We start from the raw sequence: 19724 nt of genomic DNA on the forward strand, positions 1-19724 counted from the left end.
AACGCCGCAATCACTTCGGGGCGACCAACGGATGCGGTGGCTGGTTATAGGCGGTATTCTGCCACGCGATGCCCAACCGATAGATCGGATCGTGCATCAACGTCGCCCGCCGGATCGTGGTCGGGAAGGGGGTGGCATAGATCCGCAGCTCGCGATTATCCTCGCTGCGCAGGATCACTTCCTCGCGCCAGTCGCCGAGAATATCCGCCGACAGCGCTGGCGTCGATTTCGTGCCGTTGTTCGACGTCGCCCCTTCGGCGATCATCAGCGGCACCTCGGTTCCCGCCTGCCAATCCCATTTCGTGATCCGGTTGCGATCGAGCAATTCGCGCAACGCATCGCCATCCCACCAGATCGCAAAATTGGCGACCTTCGGCTTCGGTCCAGGGATGATCTGCCCCTTGGCGGTGTACAGGTGCGGCGTACTGGAATTCCAGTTCTCTTCGCCCGGATATCGCGGGTCGATATCGGCCGACAGCCCGCGTCCGGTGTCCTTGGTCGCGGGTGTTGTCCACAGGATTTCGCCGGTCCGCGCGTCAAGCAAGGCCGATCCGATCCCGCCATTACGCGGCACCTCTTCATGCACGCCGAATTTCTCCAGCCCCGGCCGGGTCGGATCGAGATCGCCGACATGCATCGTGTCGCCATGCCCCAACCCCGCGCTCCACAGCCCCTTGCCATCGTCGTCGATCGCCATCGAACCATAGATGATCTCGTCGCGACCATCGCCGTCGACATCCGCGACGGATAGATTGTGGTTGCCCTGTCCGCCGAACTTCGCGTTGCCGGGGGCGGCGCTGTCGAACAGCCAACGCTGCGTCAGCTTGCCGTAGCGCCAGTCCCATGCGGCGACCGTCGATCTGGCGTAATAGCCACGCCCGAAAATGCCGCTCGGCCGCGTGCCGTCGAGATAGGCGACGCCCGCCAGAAACCGGTCGGACCGGTTGCCATAGCCATCACCCCACAGTGCCTGCAGCCCTTCGGGCGTGTCACTGCCGCGGGGCGGGGCATAGGGCTGCGTCGCCAGCGCGCGTCCGGTCGTCCCCTCGAACACGGTCAGATATTCGGGCCCGGACAGGATGCGCCCCTGTACCCGCGCGACCTTCCGCCCGTCGGGCAGGGTCGTGGCACCGGTCCGGTCGGCTTGCGGTAGCTCGCCGTCCTTCGCCCGCCAGTCTGCGTTCGCGTCGCCAAGCACGCGGCCGGTACCGTCGATCGTGCCATCACCGGTCTTGACCATGATCTCGGCGCGGCCATCGCCGTCGAAGTCATACACCATGAACTGCGTATAATGCGCGCCCGATCGGATGTTGCGCCCAAGGTCGATCCGCCACAGCCGCTTGCCGTCCAGCGTATAGGCGTCGAGCAACGTTTCCCCGCTATAGCCGCCAAAGGCGTTGTCCCTGGAAATGGTCGGGTCCCATTTCAGAATAATCTCGTAGCGTCCGTCGCCATCCAGATCGCCGACGCTGGCGTCGTTCGCGGTATAGCCATAGCGTTCACCCGTCGGGGTCACCCGTTCACCCGGCGTGTCGAGCGGGATCGACCAATAGCCCTTGGCCCATACCGCCGCGGTCGCCGGCGGTTCACGCCTGCCGATCGCTTCGAGACGATAGCGGGAAGCGGGAGTCCCGCTGCGGTCGTGCACGCTCGAAGCGCCGGTTACACGGGCCGCGATCACCTTGCCGTCCCGCAGCAATCGGAACGCTGCACCCGGCCGATCGGTGGCAAGCCGCCGCCACGACACGTGATTGCCGCCGCCCGTCGCCGGGACCGCGACCAGTCCTCTGTCGAGTCGTTCGTATTGCCGCGAGGGTGTTGCGGCCGTCGCCGGCGACACGGCGATGGCGCCCGACGCCACCTGCACCGCCAGCATGACCAAGATCGATCCGCGCATAACCCACTCTCCCGCTACCCATATTGTCTCACCATATGGACACAAATATCATATTGCGAAGATTCTGCTTTGCAACCCGTCCATTCGACAGTACGCAATGTCGAGCAAAGCGAATTTAATCGGCGACGGGGAACACCAACGCGCCGTGCCAGACATGAGGAGGGGTTTGCATGACGTCGTTCGCCAACATCCGTGGAATGCGGCTTCGCGGTGCCGCTTCCGGGCTTGCGCTGATCGTTGCACTGGGCAGCGCACCGGCACTGGCGCAGGTCGCACCGAAAACGGGTAACACGACGACGACTGATGAGGTCCGCACCTCGCCGACCGATCCGCTCGACCAGGAAGCCGAAATTCTCGTCACCGGCACCCGCGCCTCGCTGCAGTCCGCCAACGCCCGCAAGAAGAACGCCGACACCGTCGTCGATTCGATCGTTGCGGAGGATATCGCCAGCTTCCCCGACAAGAACGTCGGCGAGGCGCTGGCCCGCATCACCGGCGTCCAGCTTCAGCGCGACTTCGGCGAAGGGTCGAAAGTCTCGATCCGCGGCGTCGAACCCGACCTGAACCGTATCGAGATCAACGGCGTCAGCCAGCAGGCGCCCGACGGCAGCCGCAGCGGCGACTTTCGCGAACTGGCGGTCGAACTGGTCAAGTCGATCGACGTGTACAAGGGCTATACCGTCGACCTGACTGAAGGCGGCATCGGCGGCACCGTGCGCGTCGAGACGCGCCGTCCGCTCGAACTCACCAAACCGTTGTTCAGCGTCAAGGGCGAGGCGCAGCGGCTGAACCTGACCGAGAAATGGCGTCCGCGCTTCAATCTGACGGCGGGCCGCTCGGACCTGTTCGACGGGCGGCTGGGCGTGCTGTTCAACGTCACGCACAGTGTCGTCGACACGCGCGGCGATTCGGTCGCCAACACCAACTGGCAGCGGTATTTCGACTTCGATCGCTCGACCGAAAAGACGGTCGCCAATCCCGCTTATGCCAATTTCGGCACCTATGAGAGCTGCGCGGGCACGACCGGCACGACGGCCGCGCTCGCGACCTCGAACCGCCTTGCCTGCGAAGACCAGTTCTTCGACTGGTCACCGGGTTCGGTGCGCTATCGCAATCAGGAGCGTACCGACGCGCGGACGTCAGTCGATTTTCAGGCGCAGGTCCAGCTGGCCGATAATTTCTCGGCCTGGGGCCAGGTTCAGCTGAACTATCGCAACCAGAATCTGCGCGACACCAACTACGGCCTGAACATGGGCGGTGGTCTGAGCGGTGCCGGCCTGTCCCTCAGCAACGGCGACTTCACCCGCTACAATCTCGATGCGGCGCTCGCCGCCAATGCCGCCGGGGGCACGTCGCGGGCGCGCCCGACCCAGTCGTTCGTCACGACCGAGGACCATATCCTGACAAGCTGGACGTCCGCGTTGAACGGCGTGACCCCGACCGGGTCGGGTGCGATCGCGAATTCGGCTGGAGCCAGCAACATCGTCGGCGTCCAGCGTCGCGATTTCAGCTTCGACAGCAACACGCGCTACCTCCAGACCGGGTTCAAATGGGACCTCGACCGGATGAAGATGATCTTCCTGGCCTCCCGGTCGGAAGGCAGCCAGGTCAACGAAACCAATCTGGTTTCGATCACGACCGGCGTGTCGGGGATCAGCTTCGATCGCCGGAACGACGCCGGCCTGCCGGTGGTGACGTTTCCCAGCAATTTCGATCCCGCCGACATCGGCTCCTACGGCGACAACACCCGCCGCGGTGCCAATGGCCAGTTGCTGGTCCAGTCCGGACCGTCGGTGCAGTATCGCCCGAGTCAGGCGGACTCGGCGGAGGACCAGCTGAAGCTCGACGTCGACTATGATCTCGACTGGGGCTTCCTCAAGAGCATCAAATTCGGCGGGCAGTATCGCAACCAGGATCTCGTGTCCTATGGCGCGGGCGGCGGGAGGCTGTTGTCGCCGGCCGTGACCGCGGTTCCGGCGGCGGGCATCGTCGGGCGTCCGGCAGTGTTCCAGTACAACAACAACGTGTCGCTCTCGACCGTGATCGGCTCGCCGCCGGCCACCGGCCCCGCGGCCGGCGTCACCTACTTCACCCCGGCGCAGTATCAGCAGTTCCTCGCGGCCAACAGCGGCCTTACCGGCGGCGCGCCGCTGTTCACCGGGATCAAGGGGATCGACGGAGCCCCGCCGCGGTTGGCCCAGCCACTGTTCGATTTCGCCAACCTGTCGCGGTTCTACGACCTGTCGAACTTCAATCAGAGCCGGGTGCGTGAGGCCGATGGCCTGCCGCAGATCCCGGGTTACATTATCAGCGAAAAGATCGTGGCCGGGTATCTGCGCGCGAATTTTGGCACCGAGGTGTTCGGCATGAACCTGACCGGCAACGCCGGCATGCGCTACACCTACACCAAGGACGATTCGACCAGCAGCAACACGCGGCGCGAAAGCCGGGTGCGGCCGGGTACCGGCGTTCCCGGCATTCCGGCGGTGATCGAGGTCGTGACGGTCGCGGTGCAGGAAGTCACCCTGTCCAACGATTATCACGACTGGTTGCCCGCCGCGAACCTGTCGCTCGAAGTACGGCCCAACCTGTTCGTCCGCGCAACCTATGCCAAGAATCTTGCGCGGCCGCGGCCGAGCGATCTGTCGCCGGCGGTCAACTGCGTGATCGACCTCGCCGACACGATTGCGGGCGAAGACACCTGCTCGGCCGGCAATCCGGCGCTGAAGCCCTATCGCGCCGATCAGTACGACCTGAACGCCGCATGGTATCCCAATGCCGATACTGTCGTCAGCGTGGGATATTATTACAAGGATATCAAAAGCTTCATCCTGCCTGCGTCGGTCATCGCCGGTGTCGACCTGTTCAACGACGGCGTGCTGTACACTGTGCGCCAGCCGAGGAACGGTTTCGGGGCGAAGCTCGACGGGTTCGAGTTCAGCGCATCGACGGTGTTCTCGTTCCTGCCGGCACCGCTCGACGGCTTCGGCGTCAACGGCAACTTCACCTTCAGCCGCGCACTGAACAGCACGCTGACCAACCAGGCGACCGGGGAGTCGATCGATGACTTCCCCGGCCTGTCGAAGTTCACCTACAATGGCAGCATTTTCTACGACAAGGACTGGTTGAACGCGCGCGTCAGCTACAACAAGCGCACCGACTATCTGATCGCGGCGGTCGATGCGTCGAGCGCCAACAACCCGGTCTATCGTCGTGGCGAAACCTATGTCGACGCCAAGGTCCAGTTCCGCATCACCCCGCAGTACAGCATGTTCTTCGAGGCGCTGAACCTGACCAACGAACTGTCCCGGTCGTACATCGATGACGCCCGGCCGATCGAATATACCGACAGCGGTCGCCGTATCTTCATCGGTGCGCAGTTCAAGCTGTGATGCCATCGGCCGGCCGCGTCATCGAACATCGCGGCCGGCCGGTACTGTTCGCGTTGGCACTGGCGACCGCAGGTTGTGCCCATATTCACGATGGGCCGCCCGCATGGCGCACCGAAGCGGAATCGCCCTCGGCCCGTGTCCGGTTTCTACCCGGCGGCGTGATCGACATCGATACACCGCGCGGGCTGACCCTCTGGTATCCCCGACGTCTCGATGGTCCCGTGCGGATCACGTTCGATGCCATGGCGGTGTCGGCAGGCGGGCCGAACGATCAGGTGAGCGACCTCAACGCCTTCTGGATGGCGACCGATCCGGCGGCGATCGATCAGGCGGTCCTCGATCGACGCCGTAGTGGCCGGTTCGAGGACTATGATACGCTGACCACCTATTATGTCGGTATCGGCGGCAACCGGAATACGACCACGCGGATGCGCCGCTATACCGGACGCGCCGGCGACCGGCCGTTGCTGCCCGAACATGATCGCGCCGACCCGCCCGCCATGTTGCAGCCCAATCGCTGGACCCGGATCGCGCTGATCGCGGACGGGAACCGGATCGCGGTGGAACGCGACGGCCGCTCGCTCTTCGCGATGACCGACCCCAATCCCTATCGCAGCGGCTGGTTCGCGATCCGGACGACGCAAAGCCATTTGCGCATTCGCCGGTTGAAGATTTCCCGGCCCTGATCATCGGAGAGACGACCATGCCGATCACCCGCCGCGGCCTGTTGGGCGCGACCATGCTTGCGACCGGGCTGCGCAGCCTGCCGGCCATCGCCGCGCCTAGCGATCGGCGTCGACCGGTCGAAGCGCGCGCGGGTTGGGTAGAGGCAGCGGCACCGGCCGCGCATGTCGGCCAGACCTTCGGCATGGCATGGCCGCGCGGGCGGGTTTCGGCGCGGCAAGGATGGACGGTGCGTGACGACGCCGGGCGTCCGTTGCCCGCGCAGAGCTGGACTACGGCAAGCTGGCCCGATGGCAGCGTCAAATGGACGGCCCATGCCTTGCCCGCCGACGTCATGCCGGGCGCGGCCGTCGCTGTCGGCCCCGGCCGTGCGACGCAACCTGCCTTGCCCGTTCGGGTCGAGGAACAGGTTGACACGATCGTCATCGCTACCGGCGACTATCGCTGGGAAATCGCCCGGAGCGGCGACGTGCTGGTTCGCCGCGCCACAGTTGGCGACCGGACCGTGCTGCGCGACGCGGGACTGGTCGCCGAACTGCGGCAGGGTTCACCCGAAGGGCCGCGCCTGTCGCTAAAGGGACGCATCGACGACGTGCGCATCGAGCAACGCGGGCCGGTCCGCGCGGTGGTGAAGATCGAGGGGTATCACGTCGGTCCCGGTCAGCGTGTCCTGCCGTTCGTCGTGCGCCTCTACGCCTATGCCGGGTCGAAGGGGCTGCGGATCGTCCATAGCTTCGTCCATGACGTCGATCCGGCGGCGTTGTTCGTGTCGGGGATCGGCTTGACCGCGGCGGTGCCGATGGCAGCCCCCTTGCACGACCGGCATGTCCGGATCGCGCTCGACGACGGGGCGATGTTCGTCGAGGCGGTGCGACCGCTGACCGGGCTGCGGCGCGATCCGGGCGAGGCCACCCGCCTTGCGCAGGTCGCCGGGCGGGCGACGCCGCCCGCAACGGCGATGGCGAAGCCAGTCGGCGATCTGCTCGAGCGGATTCCGGCATGGAGCGACGTGTCGCTGACCCAATTTTCGGGGCAGGGTTTTGCGCTCCGCAAGCGCACTGGCCCCGATCACGCTTGGGTCGATGCGGGGGAGGGCGGCCGGGCACCCGGACTCGCCTATGTCGGTTCGCCGCAGGGCGGTGCCGCGATCGGTGCGCGCTGGTTTTGGCAACGGCATCCAGCCGAGATCGCGATAACGAACGCTGCGGCCGACAACGCCGACCTGACGATGTGGCTCTGGTCGCCGCGCGCCGGGGCGATGGATCTGCGGCCCTATCGCGGCGTGATGGGAATGGATAATTTCGATGCCCAGAACGAAGGCTTGGCGGTAACCTACGAAGATTACGAGCCGGGCTGGGACAGCGCCACCGGGATCGCGCGCACCAGCGAATTGATGCTGTGGGCGTTCGAAGCGACTCCGCCGACCGAGCGATTGAAGGTGCTGGCATCGGTTGTCGCCGATCCCCCGCAACTGGTTGCCGATCCCGCCGGGCTGCAAGCGGCGAAGGTCTTCGGCCATTGGAGCCTCCCCGATCGCTCGACGCCCAACCGTACCGTCATCGAGGATCAGCTGACCAATCTCGTCGATTTCTACGCGAGCGAAGTCGATCGGCGGCATTGGTACGGTTTCTGGAACCACGGCGACGTCATGCACAGTTATGACGCCGACCGGCATCAATGGCGCTACGATATCGGCGGCTTCGCATGGGCGAACAGCGAATTGTCCCCGGACCTGTGGCTATGGATGCAGGCGCTACGCACCGGCGGCGGACAGGCGTACCGACTGGCGGAGGCAATGACGCGTCATACTGGCGAAGTCGACGTTTATCACCTGGGGCGTTTCCGCGGCATGGGAACGCGCCACGGCGTGCAACACTTCAGTGACAGTTCCAAACAACCGCGTATCAGCAACGCCGCCTACCGGCGGATCTTTTATTATCTGACGGCAGACGAACGGGTCGGCGACCTGATGCGTGACCTGCTGACGTCGGACCGGACGCTGGCCACGGTCGAGATCGGACGAAAGGTTCCAGGCGGCGAACGTCCGACATTGTCGGCGGGACTGATCGAGATGTCGTTCGGGACGGTGTGGTGCTCGCTTGCTGCTGCGTGGCTGACCGAATGGGAACGCACCGGTGATCGGCAATGGCGCGACCGGCTGATCGCAGGCATGGACAGCATCGGCCGTCTGAAAAATGGCTGGATCTCGGGAAGCGCACCGTATGATCTCGCCAGCGGGCGTTTCGTCGGACCCGGTGACAGGGTATCGATATCGCATCTGAATGCGGTCTTCGGGGCGGTCGAGATCAATGCGGAGCTGCTGCAACTGCTCGACGTGCCGCGCTACCGCCAGGCGTGGCTCGACTACTGCCGGTATTACAATGCCCCTCGCGCAGAGTTCGAAGCGCGGTTCGGACCGCGTAAGGGTTCGGAAAATCTCGCCGAAGCGCATTCGCGACTGACCGCCTTCGCCGCGTGGGCCGAGAGTGACGCGAGCCTCGCCACACGGGCGGCAACCGAATTTTTCGCGGGCAAGGCTGGCCTTGGCACACGGCCGGGCGATCCCCGACGCAAACTGTCCGGTGGCGTCGTCGAATGGCCGGGCGTCAGCACCAATGCCGCATCGCAATGGGGGCTCGCCGCGATCGAAAATCTGGCGTTGATACCGGCGGCGATCGATATCGGCAGCATACGTCCGTAGCGCGGAATTGGAGCGTGACGTCGTTCATCTGCCATGCAGGTGACCGCGCCCATCACCGAACGTTGCGCGGCTGTGGTGCGCGTGCTACCGGCCCGCGCTCAAACCATTGGGACGCGGTCTACATGACCAACTTCGTTGCCACTTCGGCGCGGTCCCCGCGCCCGTGATATTTTCCCGAGAGGCTTCCAGCGAAGCCACCGACCTGCCCGCCGAGGGACCGGGCCATCACGGCCCGTCGCAGTCGCTCGCCAAGCTGTCGCTCGGCGCGCTCGGCATTGTCTACGGCGATATCGGCACCTCGCCGCTCTATGCGATGAAGGAGACCTTTGTCGGTCACCACCGGCTGCCGGTCGATCAGATCAATATCTTCGGCGTCGTCAGCCTGGTATTCTGGTCGCTGATGCTGATCGTGACGTTGAAATACGTCTTCATCATCATGCGCGCCGACAATAACGGAGAGGGTGGCAGCCTTGCGCTGCTTGCCCTGATCCAGCGCAAGACGGGCGGTGGTCGCTGGACGTCCAGCCTCGTCATCCTTGGTGTGCTGGCGACCGCGCTGTTCTTCGGCGACTGCATGATTACCCCAGCCGTGTCGGTGCTGTCGGCGGTGGAGGGTCTGGCGACCGTCAATGCCGGGTTCGACCCGTTCGTGATCCCGATCGCAGTGGTCATCATGATTGCTCTGTTCTGGTTGCAGGCGGTGGGGACGGCCGGAGTCGGCCGGCTCTTTGGGCCGATCATGATCGCCTATTTCGTGACGTTGATTGGCCTCGGTGTCATCAACATCCTCGACCGGCCGGAGATCATTCAGGCGCTGAACCCGATCTGGGCGGTCCGCTTCTTTGCGCAGGACGGCGTGATGGCCTTTCTGGCGCTGGGGTCGGTCGTGCTGTCGGTGACCGGGGCGGAGGCGCTGTACGCCGATATGGGCCATTTCGGGCGGCGTCCGATTTCCATCGCGTGGCTGTACTGCGTGTTTCCGGCGCTGATGGTCAATTATCTGGGGCAGGGGGCGCTGCTGCTCGAAAACCCCGCTGCCGCGTCCAACCCGTTCTTCTTCATGGCGTCGGAGGATTTCCGTCTGCCGCTGGTCATCCTCGCGACGCTCGCCACGATCATTGCCAGCCAGGCGGTCATTACCGGTGCGTTCTCGGTAGTGCAGCAGGCGGTGCAACTCGGCCTGATGCCCCGCCTTCGTATCGAGCATACCAGCGCGGATGCGGCAGGTCAGATCTACATTCCCGCCGTGAATTGGGCGTTGCTCATCATGGTCCTGCTGCTGATCTTCGGGTTTCAGGAATCGTCGAACCTCGCCGCGGCTTATGGCATTGCCGTGACTGGCACGATGTTCATCAGCACCTGCATGATCGCGGTGCTGGTCAAGCGCGTCTGGAACTGGCCGGTGGCCGCCGTGGCGGCGTTCATGGCGATCTTCCTCTGTATCGACGGCGCCTATTTCGCGTCGAACCTGACGAAGGTTCCCGATGGTGGCTGGTTCCCGTTGCTGGTCGGGATCGTCGTCTTCGTCCTGCTTACGACCTGGGCCAAGGGACGCAAGCTGATGATCGAGCGGATGCGTGAATCCGCGATGCCGATCAAGGTCTTCATCCAGTCGGCAGCCAGTTCGGCGACGCGGGTGCCAGGCACGGCGGTGTTCATGACGTCGACGCCCGAGGGTGTCCCGCACGCGCTGTTACACAATCTGAAACACAACAAGGTATTGCACGACCGGGTCATCCTGTTGACGGTCAAGATTGCCGATACGCCCTATGTCGATCCGGAAGTACGGACCAAGAACGAGGATCTTGGACAGGGCTTTCACCGCATGATCCTGAGATTCGGGTTCATGCAGGATCCCGACGTTCCTGGGGCCTTGAAGGTTGTGGGGTGCTGCGGCGGCGATTTCCGGATGATGGACACCAGCTTCTTCCTTGCCCGGCAGACGCTGTTGCCGTCGTCGCGGCCAGGGATGATGATTTGGCGGGAGAAGCTGTTCGCCTGGATGCTGCAGAACTCTGAAAGCGCTATGGAGTTTTTCCGCTTGCCAACTAACCGCGTGGTCGAACTGGGCAGTCAGGTCGAAATTTGACAGACGCGCCGCTTTCCGCTCCCATCATCGTGACGGCCGTGTTCGGTAACGAGGATCAAGCATGGTTCGAGCGGCAGCGCCGGGCGTATTTCCCGCCGGAGCGCAACGTGCTGGCGGCGCATTGCACGATGTTCCATCATCTGGCCCCGGAGCTGGGTGCCGAACTCAAACGCCGCTTGAATGCGGCGACACGCGGGCAGGCGGCACCGGTTGCGAGGATCGGCGGGTTGATGAGCCTGGGCCGCGGCGTCGCCTATCGTATCGAATCGCCCGATCTTGAAGCGATCCGTGCCGATCTCGCCGATGCCTTCGGCTCGATGTTGATACCGCAGGACCGGGGCGGATGGCGCCCGCACGTCACCGTCCAGAACAAGGTCGAGCCCGCCGAGGCCAAAGCCCTGATGGCGACCTTGTCCGCCGAATTTTGTCAGCGACCGGTCAAAATCGCGGGTTTGGCAAGCTGGTGGTATCGCGGTGGCCCTTGGGAAGCATTTTCTCGCCACATGTTCGCTTGACCGCGGCAATTCCCGTTCGTATAGGGCCGCCTCCCGACGGGAAGTGGCGGGGCGAAGTAGCTCAGTTGGTTAGAGCACGGGAATCATAATCCTGGGGTCGGGGGTTCAAATCCCTCCTTCGCTACCACCGCGACAGACCTTCCCAAGCTCCCTTCCGGGGGAGATCGACCTTCGACCAGATCGACAGCACTGCTGAGCGATGTGAGTACGTCGATCGACCATCCGGAATTGGTTTGCCTAACCGTCACCTGCTCAACCAGCTCGCGCAGCTGGCGGGCGACAAGCTCGGGCGCGCCCGAGCCGTCAGCGTACACCAGCTCCCGCACGCGGCGGCGGTAGGCCTCGGCGATTGCCGGGTTCAGCGCGATCACTTCAATGGCACCCAACTCGGCGCGCTCGCGGACAAGGCGTTCTCTATCCGCCTGCCGCGCGACCAGCGCTTCGCGGATCATTCGGAAGTCGGCCGCGCCTGTCTCGATCGCTCCCACCAGCCGGCCGAGTGCCACGTCGACTTCGGCGATGCGCTTGTCGATTGCAGCCGTGCGCCGCCGCCGGTCGCTGGTCGCAGCGGCGACCTCGTCGTGATAGGTCTTCACCAGCAACGAAATCGCTTCCGGGCTCAGCAGCTGATCGACCAGACATGCCAGGACACGGCGCTCGACCTCCGCGCGCGCAAGCGTACCCTGCTGGTCGCAGGTGCCGGCCTCGCGCGTTCGAGAGCAGCCAAGCCTTCGTGCGTTAATGGCAGCGAACCCGCCGCCGCATTTGCCGCACCGGACCAATCCCGACAGCAGGTGCCGTGGGCGGTTGCGCTGGGGTAGGGGCTGAGCCGCACGTTTGGCGATAGCGTCCTGTGCCGCCTGCCACCTCTCGGCGCTGATGATTGCCAGCTCCGGAATATGCGCCGAGATCCGCTCATCTGCGGGGTTCGGCCGCGAAACCCTTCGACGGGTTTCCGGATCGCGTTTCATCTGGACGCGATTGTAGACGAAGCGGCCCGCGTAGATCGCATTGTGAAGGATGCCGACCGACCGGCTGCGTGAACCCAGAATGCTCGACGCCGTCCACACGCTGCCGCGTGGTGAGGGGAAACCGTCAGCGTTGAGGCTGATCGCAATCTGCCGTGGGCTGCGGCCGGCTAGGAATTCGTCATACACACGGCGGACGACCGCGGCCTGCTCGGGGACGATTTCGCGCAGTCCGCGGACCGGCTCCCCATCCTCGCCGAAGGCCCGCACGATCGAATAGCCATAGGTCAACCCGCCGGGAATGCGGGACCGGGCAACCGAACCACGCTGACCGCGTCGGATCTTCTCTGCGAGATCCTTAAGGTAGAGCGCCGACATGGTGCCCTTCAGGCCGATGTGCAGCTCGTCGACCTTTCCGTCGCTGAGCGTGTGGATGGCGACGCCGGCGAAGGTCAGACGCTTGTAGATCGCGGCGATATCTTCCTGATCGCGGGCTATGCGATCGAGAGCTTCGGCGCAGACGATATCGAAAGCGCCCTTTGCAGCGTCGCTGAGCATCGCCGTCATGCCGGGGCGCCGGTTGGACGCGCCGCTGATTGCGACGTCGGTGTAGACGTCGACGACTTCCCACCCTTCACGCTCGGCTCGTGTCTTGCAGAGCGCGACCTGATCTTCGCAGGAATGGATGGACTGCAGTTCGGAAGAGAAGCGGGCATAGATGACGCAGCGGGGCATGGACGACTCCGAGGTGTATTGGCGCGCGCAACATCTTCGGCCGCCATGTCGGCGGCAATGGCACGGACGAGATCGGCGATCCGGGCGTCAAGCATCATCGGCTGCACACAGCACCGGTTCCGGCCTGCCCCCTGACCTTGTAGACGCGATCGCGTCCTCGATGTCGATCTGGCAATCGTCGCGGGCGTTGCTGCCATAGGTCACCGACATGGCGATATTGCACCACGTCTGATGCCCGGTGCGATCGTGATGCTGGACGGCCAGCGCCTGGGCGTTGGCGCTGGTCCAGAACGCGGCAGCGCCATGGCATACGAAGCAGCCTGCCGTGATGTCCCGGTGTCGGGCGGTAGGGCGCGTCACGCGTTTGCCATCCCGTGCCTTGCCTCGATCGGCGCAGTCTGTGAGCCAGTCGCGACGATCGTCACCTGACGTTTCGAACGGATCGTGACGACCCCGATCACACCCAATCGGCGAAGATCGCCGAACGCCTTTGCGGCGTCCGACGTGTCGCTGCCGATGCGTTCGGCGAGCGCAGCGTTGGTCGGGCAGCCCGCCCCCTCGGCCGCGAACCGCTCCAGCACGTTGAAGACGCGCCGCTGGTTGATGGTGAGCTTCATGCGCCCACTCCGTCGGCCTGCCCGGTGCTAGGGAAGCGTGCCTGCAAAGCCATGCGGATCTCGATGATCGCATCGTCAGCGGCCATCGCGTTCCAGCCTTCCCCGCTCCAAGCGCACTCGATCAAGCGCATCGCCGTTGCTTTCAGGACGGCATCCCGGAGGGTGGTATCCTTCGAAATCTCGCCGTTGGGGCCGCAGCGCTCGGCGGCGTGAAACAGGATGCTCAGTGCCAGTTCGATATCGGACGAATGTCGCGCGGCGACCCGCCGGATTTCGTACGGATGCACACCGAATTCGCGCGCGGTCGGCGGGCAATAATAGGGGTCGCGAAGGATTTGATCGGACGGCGCGGTCATTATAGCCCGATCATGATCTGGAGACCGGGGCCGCCGAGCGCCCAATCGGTCAACCATGCGGTGACGAAGCCGATAGCGAACATCGCCACTGTCTCGATCGCGGCCTTGCGGTGATAGTCGCGGTCGCACGCCGGGCAGTTGCAGTCGATCAGATGGATCGTAACGCGGCGTGGAGCCGGGTCGTGGCGTAGGGAAAGCGGGCGAACGCGGGGCATCAGCGGTCTCCATTCCGACGGTTGAGGTTGCGAACGGCGGTCAGCGCCAGCAGGCAGGCGAGGGCGGCGGCGACGATCGCCGCCGGGTTGCGGCCAAGCATGCCAAAGCCGGCGGCAAGGCCGGTCAGCAGCGCGGATACGCGCAGGAAATTGCGGTTCAGGGGGGTGAGCGGGCGCATCAGGACGCACTCGCGCAAGAAATGCAAAGGTCCGGCTTGTCCCAGCCCCATGCCGGCACGGCGATCCCGATCGGTCCGGTGTCGCTCGACGCGCAGATACGGCACAGGCGCGGCGCCGGGAGATCAGCGCCGAGATGGATCAGCAAAAGCCGCTCCAGCACCGTCAAGTCGAAGGGGAAATGCTGGCGCAGGGCGACAATCGTCGTCCAGCTCGCCGGGGCGATATCTGCCTCGATGCGCATGATCCACGCTGCACGCTCGTGCCACGCGATCTGCGGGTCGGTCGACAGCACGCCGGCAACGTCCTCCACGCCGAAACCGGCGGCAGTCCTTCGACGCTTCAGGTACGCTCCGGGGGTCAGGGTCACGAAAATCTCCGGGCAGCAGAAATCCGCTTCGCGAACCGTGTGGTCGCGAACCGGGGCGGGGCAGGTCGGTGGTCGGGAAGATCTAGTCGATCGGCTTTACGGTGGTTGTGGCTGTCGCTTCATCAGGGCACGCAGAATCGGAATGATCCGGCGCTTCGCGTTTAGAGCCTGGATGACCTCGCGCATCGCGGCGTCCCGGGTGGCATCAGTCGCATCCGGAGCAAGGGCGGCGATCAGGGCGGCGGCGGCTTCGCCGCTTTCGCGGACGGCCTCTATCGTCGCACCAGCGAGAGCGGCCTTCGCATTGGCGACGCTCGACTGACGGGCGTCGACCTGCATGCGAAGCATGTCAATGAGCGGACGTGTGCCAAACATGCGGTCGTGTTCGGTGTCGAGCAGAACAACATCCCGGCAGGTAAGCTGTTCTCGCTTATGCGCGTGCGACAGTGCCCGCAGATAATGCGGGGTGCGACCGGTGACTTCGGCCGCACGCGCAATCGATATCGCTTCGACTACGTCTCGCAGGGTCTGCTCAATCGACAAGGGTTCGCACGCCGTTGTCATGCGCGTGTCGCGAAAAACGGGGCCGATCGCAGCATACGACCGGCCCCGCCCGCGCCTAGGGAGGTATGACCGCGCAGCGCGTGCCCCTGACCGGTACGATACATTGCGACCGGGCAAAGTTCCCGGCCGTCACTTACACGGCCGAACGGGGGAGACGCTTGTGGAAGGCGCGTCACGAACCATGTCCGTTAGCACGCCCACTAGTATGAAGCGGCTCGACACCCGGAGCAGTCGCGTCGGGCTTGATACCCAAGGCAACGGCAATGCGATGCGAGTCACCGCGGATGCACCGTCGCCGACCGCTGAGAACCTGATGGACGAGCGTCAGCGAAAAGCCGCGCTCGCGCGCCCACTCGGAAACGTTGGTCCCGGACGCAATGAACTGCTCTCGGGCCGTAATAGCGCGCGTAGGCAGGCCACCGTCAATATTGGCGACTTCGTTCGGCATGTGTCATGTATCAGTTTGTAGAAACTGGTCCAAAAATGCGCAGGATTGTGTGAAAGATCAAGCGGAATTTCCGGATTTGGCGAATTTCGCTTTGCGTCTCAAGGAGGCGCGAAAGGCAAGTCGTTGCAATCAGACCGATTTCGCAGCGTTGGGTGGGGTCGGGTTGGGTTCGCAAAGCCGTTATGAGAAGGGCGAAACTGCGCCGGGCGTGAATTATTTGATGCTGCTTGGGGCGAATGAAATCGACGTTGGCTATCTACTCACCGGCCGGCACACCTCCGATTCGTTGGATCAGGAAACGAGTGCTATCGTCAGCAGCGTGAGAAGGTTGGCGGGCGATCAAAGGCGTAGCCTGCTGGCCTTCCTGGCAACAATCGTCCCGGATTCATCCGACACGGACTAATTTGACGCGATCCTGACTGCCCAAGATTGTGGGTATGGTGGGGGTATCATTCGAAGCATCACACCATCAGGTCGCTCTTGACCGCGCGCTTTGCGGTACGGCGGCGGAGCGTGTGTCCGCCGCTTCCACCTTGCGTTTTGACAAGATGCGCCAAAGCACGCTTTAGATCGGTGGTGCCATCACCGGCATTGCGCGGGTACGCCGCAGAACCTCACGCAAAGGGTGCAGATGCGAATTGTCGAGATAGCGAGCCGGCTGGCCAAGCTTCGTCCAGTAGCAACCGCGATCGGCAATCTGCGCCTTCCGGTAAGGGTGCTGATCTACCGACGAGGCAGTCTCAGCGTGACGGGTCGTCTGGTGGGCGCTGGACGACTGACGATCGGTAAATACTGGCCCGGGCAGGTACCTCGAACGGCCGAAGTGGTGGTGCGGAAGGGCGGCGAGTGCGTTGTCGAGGGCAACTTCGTCCTCCACCGCGGCACCGAGATCCGTGTCCGTCCTGGCGCCAAACTGTCGTTGGGCAGCGGGTATCTTGCGGACGATGTGCGTATCGATTGTCAGCGGGACATAACGATCGGGCATCGCGTAGCGATCGCCGCCGGAACCGTGATCATGGATACCGACCATCACGATCTGACAGGCTCACGTGGGCGCACTGCGCCGGTCGCGATTGGCGACGACGTCTGGATTGGGTTGGGTGCGAGGATCCTGAAAGGCGTTACGATCGGAAACGGTGCCGTGATAGCTGCCGGCTCGATCGTTACGCGCAACGTGCCGGCGGGGATGTTGGTCGCCGGAAGCCCGGCGAGAGAGATCCGCCCGGTAACGTGGACTTTATAGGCTTCGTTCTCGTGAACGCAGTCGGGCTTTGAGGGTATCGGTTACTGGGTTGAGGGTACAAATGCCCTGAGACCGTACTGTATCTCGTGCCCTCGGCGGACGGGGTGTCCGCCGCTGCAACGTCGGAAAGAACGAGGTGTAGTTAGGGGCGGATCTGCGCGCGTTGGCCGTTCGGAAGCCTCTTCGTCCATACTAGCCAAGCGAAGATGCCGCAGGCCAAAGCCGTAACAATTACACCCGTGAACCGTTCGTCGAGCGTCAGGTCGTCCTTTCCGAGGGCGACAAGGACATTGAACGTCGCCGGCAATCCAACGACGCTCCACAGCTTCACCCGCGCTTCGGGTTGCGGCGAGAGTAGGCCATACAGGATCGCGCTGAAAACAATCATGTTTGCCGCAGCGCTCGCGATGACTTCAAATGGCATGGGGCATCCGTGAAAGGCTTAGAGGGCGGCGGTTTCCGTAATCTACTATCGAATCGGTCTGCCGTCGACGAAGACGATTGGGGGTATAGGCGATACAAATACGGGTATCGCCCGTGCATCGGCAGCGGATTTCCTGGGAAGCGGCGGACGGAGTGTCCGCCGCGTCCTGCTATCGGTTGACGCCACCCGCGTAGGTGAGGATGTTGTGAGCGACGGCAGCAGAGTCCCGTGACAGGGATGAGTCGCTACAGGGAGCTAGAATGAAAGCGCTTGCCTTTTTTAACAACAAGGGAGGCGTAGGTAAAACGACGCTCTTGTGCAATGTAGCGGCTTTCTTCTCTCAGCAGGGTCACCGTGTCTGTGTTGTGGATTGTGATCCTCAATGCAATGCGTCGCAATACCTCTTCCATGACGAAGTCTTGGAAGAGACGTTTGATAAACCGACCCACAACATTGAGAGCCTATTCACCAGTTTGATGGCTGGTGAGGGCCACGCAGATCGAGTTCCCATTAGACGTTCCGCGGCTTTTGGGGTGGATGTCGTTTGCGGCAGCCCAGGATTGTCGATGGCTGAAGATTTTTTGGCGGAGGAGTGGGCGGGGCTCAACACCCAGCGCGGGCTTTCAAGTACGATGGTCTTCCGCAGACTGCTAAAATCACTGCATGATTACGACTATGTGTTTTTCGACGTGAGTCCTTCCTTGGGATCAATCAATAGGACGGTTTTGTTATCATCGGACTATTTTGTAAGTCCGATGTCTATCGATATCTTTTCGTTGAAAGCGTTCGAAAATATCAGTCGTTGGATGTCGAAATGGCAGGCGCATTGGGAGTATTCGGTAAGTAGTCCCCAACTTGATGCTGCCAACCCAACAGTACTCGACGCGAAGAGTGTCGTTGGCGCGACGTTTATCGGTTACGTATCTCAGCAGTATATCGCGAAGAGGGATGCGAGCGGTGAACGCCGTCCTGTGAGATCGTATGATGAAATAATTCAGCAAATAGATGGACAGATTGATCAATATTTCCATGGCGGACTAATCCCGCCTAAGCCCTACGAAATAGGCAAGATTCCAAACCTACATAGTTTGGCACCAATGTCGCAGTCTCGTCGCAAACCAATTTTTGCACTTACTGCAGCGGACGGAATTGTCGGAGCACATTTCGCGAAAGTGAAAGAGGCGAAGGAGATTTTTGGCCAGGTGTCCCAGGACATCCGCGCGCGGCTCATCTAAAATGCTACTGGAGGAATGGCCAGCGCCGCTTATCAGGGACGTCGCCCGGCGTCGTGCTGTGTTCGTCATTGGATCAGGCGTTTCTCGGCACGCGCTGGGTGCAGACGGAGTTACTCGGCCGCCAGTTTGGAAGGGTTTCCTTGAGGGGGCTGCTGCTAGGTTTCCTAGAGGTGCGCAGACGGAGCATATCCATCGAGCCATCCAAGACGGTGACCTTTTGCATGCATGCGAATGGCTGAAGAATCGCTACGATGAGGACTGGCCAGCATACCTGCGTTCGAAGTTCACGGATCCGCGGTATGTGCCGGGCGAAATACACAAATTAATTGCATTGCTCGATACCAGGGTCGTTTTCTCGCTAAATTTTGATGATATATACGAAAACAAAAGTAGGGAAATAAACGAAGCTTCGCAATTCACAAAGAACTATAGTGATCCGGATGTCTGTGAGTTTCTTCGTAACGACGCTCGCTATGTCGTGAAGGTCCACGGCAACCTAGCATCTCCAGCCTCACTGATTTTCACGCAAGAGGACTATGCCAAAGCAAGGATTAGGCATAGCCTGTTCTATTCTGCGTTTGATGCAGCATTAATGACTCACACATTCCTGTTCATCGGGTGCGGCTATGGCGATCCAGACGTTAATTTGCTACTTGAGAATCAAGCTTTCATCGCTCAGCCCGGCTCAATAAATCCGCATTATTTTCTTACTTCGTCCGAAATATCTCATGATATGAAGGTATCCCTAAGAAAAAATAGGAATCTAAAAACGCTAAGCTATGACAAAGTTGATGCCAACCATGCCGGACTGGTCGTTGCGATCGAAGATTTGTATGCTAGGGTTGTTGAAGCGCGTACAGCTTTGCTAGAAAATCAAAATTGGTAAGGCGACTTGCAGTTCGGTGACTACAACGAAGGGGCTTGGCGGCCAGTAAGACTTCGTGCGGATCTATATGGCGGGTATGGTGTGGGTACTTCCTTCCTATCCTGACGCTAAGCCGCGGTATTCCCACGCTACTTAGTAGCGGCGACGGACGGTGCGTCCGCCGTGCCGTCAAGTTTTGTACGATTTCGCACAAGAGCTGCACTACAAT

The 19724-nt window shown here is 62.4% G+C and carries 20 protein-coding genes and 1 tRNA gene; 10 read left to right on the plus strand and 11 right to left on the minus strand.

The genetic code is table 11. From position 1 onward, the window contains the following. Window positions 1-10 precede the first annotated feature (10 nt). Window positions 11-1897 (minus strand): rhamnogalacturonan lyase, encoded by a 1887-nt coding sequence (locus ASE91_RS14355; protein ID WP_235530494.1) that lies wholly within the window; start codon window positions 1895-1897, stop codon window positions 11-13. Window positions 1898-2067: 170 nt separating this feature from the next. Between ASE91_RS14355 and ASE91_RS14360 the strand changes: the two genes are divergently transcribed. The 6 genes from ASE91_RS14360 to ASE91_RS14385 all read left to right on the plus strand — a co-directional run bounded on the left by ASE91_RS14360 (window position 2068) and on the right by ASE91_RS14385 (window position 11405). Beyond that, window positions 2068-5289: a TonB-dependent receptor gene (locus tag ASE91_RS14360; protein WP_056627125.1), complete on the plus strand. Its 3222-nt coding sequence runs from the start codon at window positions 2068-2070 to the stop codon at window positions 5287-5289. After that, on the plus strand, window positions 5289-5975 hold the full coding sequence (locus ASE91_RS14365; RefSeq protein WP_056627126.1) for a DUF6250 domain-containing protein: 687 nt from the start codon (window positions 5289-5291) through the stop codon (window positions 5973-5975). The genes ASE91_RS14360 and ASE91_RS14365 overlap by 1 nt, the downstream gene beginning before the upstream one ends. Before the next feature lie 17 nt (window positions 5976-5992). Next, window positions 5993-8674 carry an exo-rhamnogalacturonan lyase family protein gene (locus ASE91_RS14370; protein ID WP_056627127.1) on the plus strand — a complete coding sequence of 894 codons (2682 nt, stop codon included), beginning with the start codon at window positions 5993-5995 and terminating at the stop codon, window positions 8672-8674. Between the two features lie 163 nt (window positions 8675-8837). After that, the gene (locus ASE91_RS14375; RefSeq protein ID WP_443024543.1) at window positions 8838-10763 is read left to right on the plus strand and encodes a potassium transporter Kup; all 1926 of its coding nucleotides are present in this window, start codon (window positions 8838-8840) and stop codon (window positions 10761-10763) included. A gap of 29 nt (window positions 10764-10792) precedes the next feature. Beyond that, window positions 10793-11278 carry a 2'-5' RNA ligase family protein gene (locus ASE91_RS14380; protein ID WP_443024544.1) on the plus strand — a complete coding sequence of 162 codons (486 nt, stop codon included), beginning with the start codon at window positions 10793-10795 and terminating at the stop codon, window positions 11276-11278. Window positions 11279-11328: 50 nt separating this feature from the next. Beyond that, a tRNA-Met gene (locus ASE91_RS14385) sits at window positions 11329-11405 on the plus strand. Here ASE91_RS14385 and ASE91_RS18975 read toward each other — a convergent pair. The 9 genes from ASE91_RS18975 to ASE91_RS21070 form a co-directional block, all read right to left on the minus strand. Further along, window positions 11362-12981 carry a recombinase family protein gene (locus ASE91_RS18975; RefSeq protein ID WP_082454049.1) on the minus strand — a complete coding sequence of 540 codons (1620 nt, stop codon included), beginning with the start codon at window positions 12979-12981 and terminating at the stop codon, window positions 11362-11364. The two genes, ASE91_RS14385 and ASE91_RS18975, sit on opposite strands and share 44 nt — an antisense overlap. A gap of 87 nt (window positions 12982-13068) precedes the next feature. Next, entirely contained in the window at window positions 13069-13341 is a 273-nt protein-coding gene (locus ASE91_RS14395) for a hypothetical protein (protein WP_056627130.1), read from the minus strand. Continuing rightward, window positions 13338-13598 carry a hypothetical protein gene (locus ASE91_RS14400; protein ID WP_056627131.1) on the minus strand — a complete coding sequence of 87 codons (261 nt, stop codon included), beginning with the start codon at window positions 13596-13598 and terminating at the stop codon, window positions 13338-13340. Before ASE91_RS14400 ends, ASE91_RS14395 begins: the two co-directional genes overlap by 4 nt. Next, window positions 13595-13954 carry a hypothetical protein gene (locus tag ASE91_RS14405; RefSeq protein WP_056627132.1) on the minus strand — a complete coding sequence of 120 codons (360 nt, stop codon included), beginning with the start codon at window positions 13952-13954 and terminating at the stop codon, window positions 13595-13597. Before ASE91_RS14405 ends, ASE91_RS14400 begins: the two co-directional genes overlap by 4 nt. Next, on the minus strand, window positions 13954-14169 hold the full coding sequence (locus tag ASE91_RS14410; RefSeq protein WP_056505781.1) for a hypothetical protein: 216 nt from the start codon (window positions 14167-14169) through the stop codon (window positions 13954-13956). Before ASE91_RS14410 ends, ASE91_RS14405 begins: the two co-directional genes overlap by 1 nt. After that, window positions 14169-14348 carry a hypothetical protein gene (locus ASE91_RS14415; protein ID WP_056505784.1) on the minus strand — a complete coding sequence of 60 codons (180 nt, stop codon included), beginning with the start codon at window positions 14346-14348 and terminating at the stop codon, window positions 14169-14171. Before ASE91_RS14415 ends, ASE91_RS14410 begins: the two co-directional genes overlap by 1 nt. After that, entirely contained in the window at window positions 14348-14716 is a 369-nt protein-coding gene (locus tag ASE91_RS14420; protein ID WP_235519921.1) for an XRE family transcriptional regulator, read from the minus strand. Before ASE91_RS14420 ends, ASE91_RS14415 begins: the two co-directional genes overlap by 1 nt. Window positions 14717-14812: 96 nt before the next feature. Beyond that, window positions 14813-15259 (minus strand): hypothetical protein, encoded by a 447-nt coding sequence (locus tag ASE91_RS14425; RefSeq protein WP_156357846.1) that lies wholly within the window; start codon window positions 15257-15259, stop codon window positions 14813-14815. A gap of 193 nt (window positions 15260-15452) precedes the next feature. After that, complete coding sequence (locus ASE91_RS21070) at window positions 15453-15728, minus strand: DNA-binding protein (RefSeq protein ID WP_082454033.1); 276 nt, start codon at window positions 15726-15728, stop codon at window positions 15453-15455. A gap of 49 nt (window positions 15729-15777) precedes the next feature. Here ASE91_RS21070 and ASE91_RS14430 point away from each other — a divergent pair, with 49 nt between their 5' ends. Both ASE91_RS14430 and ASE91_RS20710 read left to right on the plus strand, forming a co-directional pair. Beyond that, window positions 15778-16131 (plus strand): helix-turn-helix domain-containing protein, encoded by a 354-nt coding sequence (locus tag ASE91_RS14430; RefSeq protein ID WP_156357847.1) that lies wholly within the window; start codon window positions 15778-15780, stop codon window positions 16129-16131. Between the two features lie 228 nt (window positions 16132-16359). Next, on the plus strand, window positions 16360-16971 hold the full coding sequence (locus ASE91_RS20710) for an acyltransferase (RefSeq protein WP_082454050.1): 612 nt from the start codon (window positions 16360-16362) through the stop codon (window positions 16969-16971). A 142-nt stretch (window positions 16972-17113) separates the two neighbouring features. Here the strand turns inward: ASE91_RS20710 and ASE91_RS14440 are convergent, their stop codons facing one another. After that, complete coding sequence (locus ASE91_RS14440) at window positions 17114-17395, minus strand: hypothetical protein (RefSeq protein ID WP_056627135.1); 282 nt, start codon at window positions 17393-17395, stop codon at window positions 17114-17116. A 260-nt stretch (window positions 17396-17655) separates the two neighbouring features. Here ASE91_RS14440 and ASE91_RS14445 point away from each other — a divergent pair, with 260 nt between their 5' ends. Both ASE91_RS14445 and ASE91_RS18990 read left to right on the plus strand, forming a co-directional pair. After that, window positions 17656-18630 carry a ParA family protein gene (locus ASE91_RS14445; RefSeq protein WP_082454034.1) on the plus strand — a complete coding sequence of 325 codons (975 nt, stop codon included), beginning with the start codon at window positions 17656-17658 and terminating at the stop codon, window positions 18628-18630. A 58-nt stretch (window positions 18631-18688) separates the two neighbouring features. Further along, window positions 18689-19516, plus strand: coding sequence for an SIR2 family NAD-dependent protein deacylase (locus tag ASE91_RS18990; protein ID WP_162233665.1), 828 nt, complete (start codon window positions 18689-18691; stop codon window positions 19514-19516). The last annotated feature ends 208 nt before the right edge of the window (window positions 19517-19724 follow it).

Origin of the sequence: Sphingomonas sp. Leaf62 (genome assembly GCF_001421915.1) — a bacterium.
Taxonomy (GTDB): domain Bacteria; phylum Pseudomonadota; class Alphaproteobacteria; order Sphingomonadales; family Sphingomonadaceae; genus Sphingomonas.

What these genes read in the sequence shown, in the direction of transcription:
- ASE91_RS14355 (WP_235530494.1), bottom strand. Translation starts at nt 1,897, where the DNA reads ATGCGCGGATCGATCTTGGTCATGCTGGCGGTGCAGGTGGCGTCGGGC.
- ASE91_RS14360 (WP_056627125.1), top strand. Translation starts at nt 2,068, where the DNA reads ATGACGTCGTTCGCCAACATCCGTGGAATGCGGCTTCGCGGTGCCGCT.
- ASE91_RS14365 (WP_056627126.1), top strand. Translation starts at nt 5,289, where the DNA reads ATGCCATCGGCCGGCCGCGTCATCGAACATCGCGGCCGGCCGGTACTG.
- ASE91_RS14370 (WP_056627127.1), top strand. Translation starts at nt 5,993, where the DNA reads ATGCCGATCACCCGCCGCGGCCTGTTGGGCGCGACCATGCTTGCGACC.
- ASE91_RS18975 (WP_082454049.1), bottom strand. Translation starts at nt 12,981, where the DNA reads ATGCCCCGCTGCGTCATCTATGCCCGCTTCTCTTCCGAACTGCAGTCC.
- ASE91_RS14400 (WP_056627131.1), bottom strand. Translation starts at nt 13,598, where the DNA reads ATGAAGCTCACCATCAACCAGCGGCGCGTCTTCAACGTGCTGGAGCGG.
- ASE91_RS14405 (WP_056627132.1), bottom strand. Translation starts at nt 13,954, where the DNA reads ATGACCGCGCCGTCCGATCAAATCCTTCGCGACCCCTATTATTGCCCG.
- ASE91_RS14410 (WP_056505781.1), bottom strand. Translation starts at nt 14,169, where the DNA reads ATGCCCCGCGTTCGCCCGCTTTCCCTACGCCACGACCCGGCTCCACGC.
- ASE91_RS14415 (WP_056505784.1), bottom strand. Translation starts at nt 14,348, where the DNA reads ATGCGCCCGCTCACCCCCCTGAACCGCAATTTCCTGCGCGTATCCGCG.
- ASE91_RS21070 (WP_082454033.1), bottom strand. Translation starts at nt 15,728, where the DNA reads ATGCCGAACGAAGTCGCCAATATTGACGGTGGCCTGCCTACGCGCGCT.
- ASE91_RS20710 (WP_082454050.1), top strand. Translation starts at nt 16,360, where the DNA reads ATGCGAATTGTCGAGATAGCGAGCCGGCTGGCCAAGCTTCGTCCAGTA.
- ASE91_RS14440 (WP_056627135.1), bottom strand. Translation starts at nt 17,395, where the DNA reads ATGCCATTTGAAGTCATCGCGAGCGCTGCGGCAAACATGATTGTTTTC.
- ASE91_RS14445 (WP_082454034.1), top strand. Translation starts at nt 17,656, where the DNA reads ATGAAAGCGCTTGCCTTTTTTAACAACAAGGGAGGCGTAGGTAAAACG.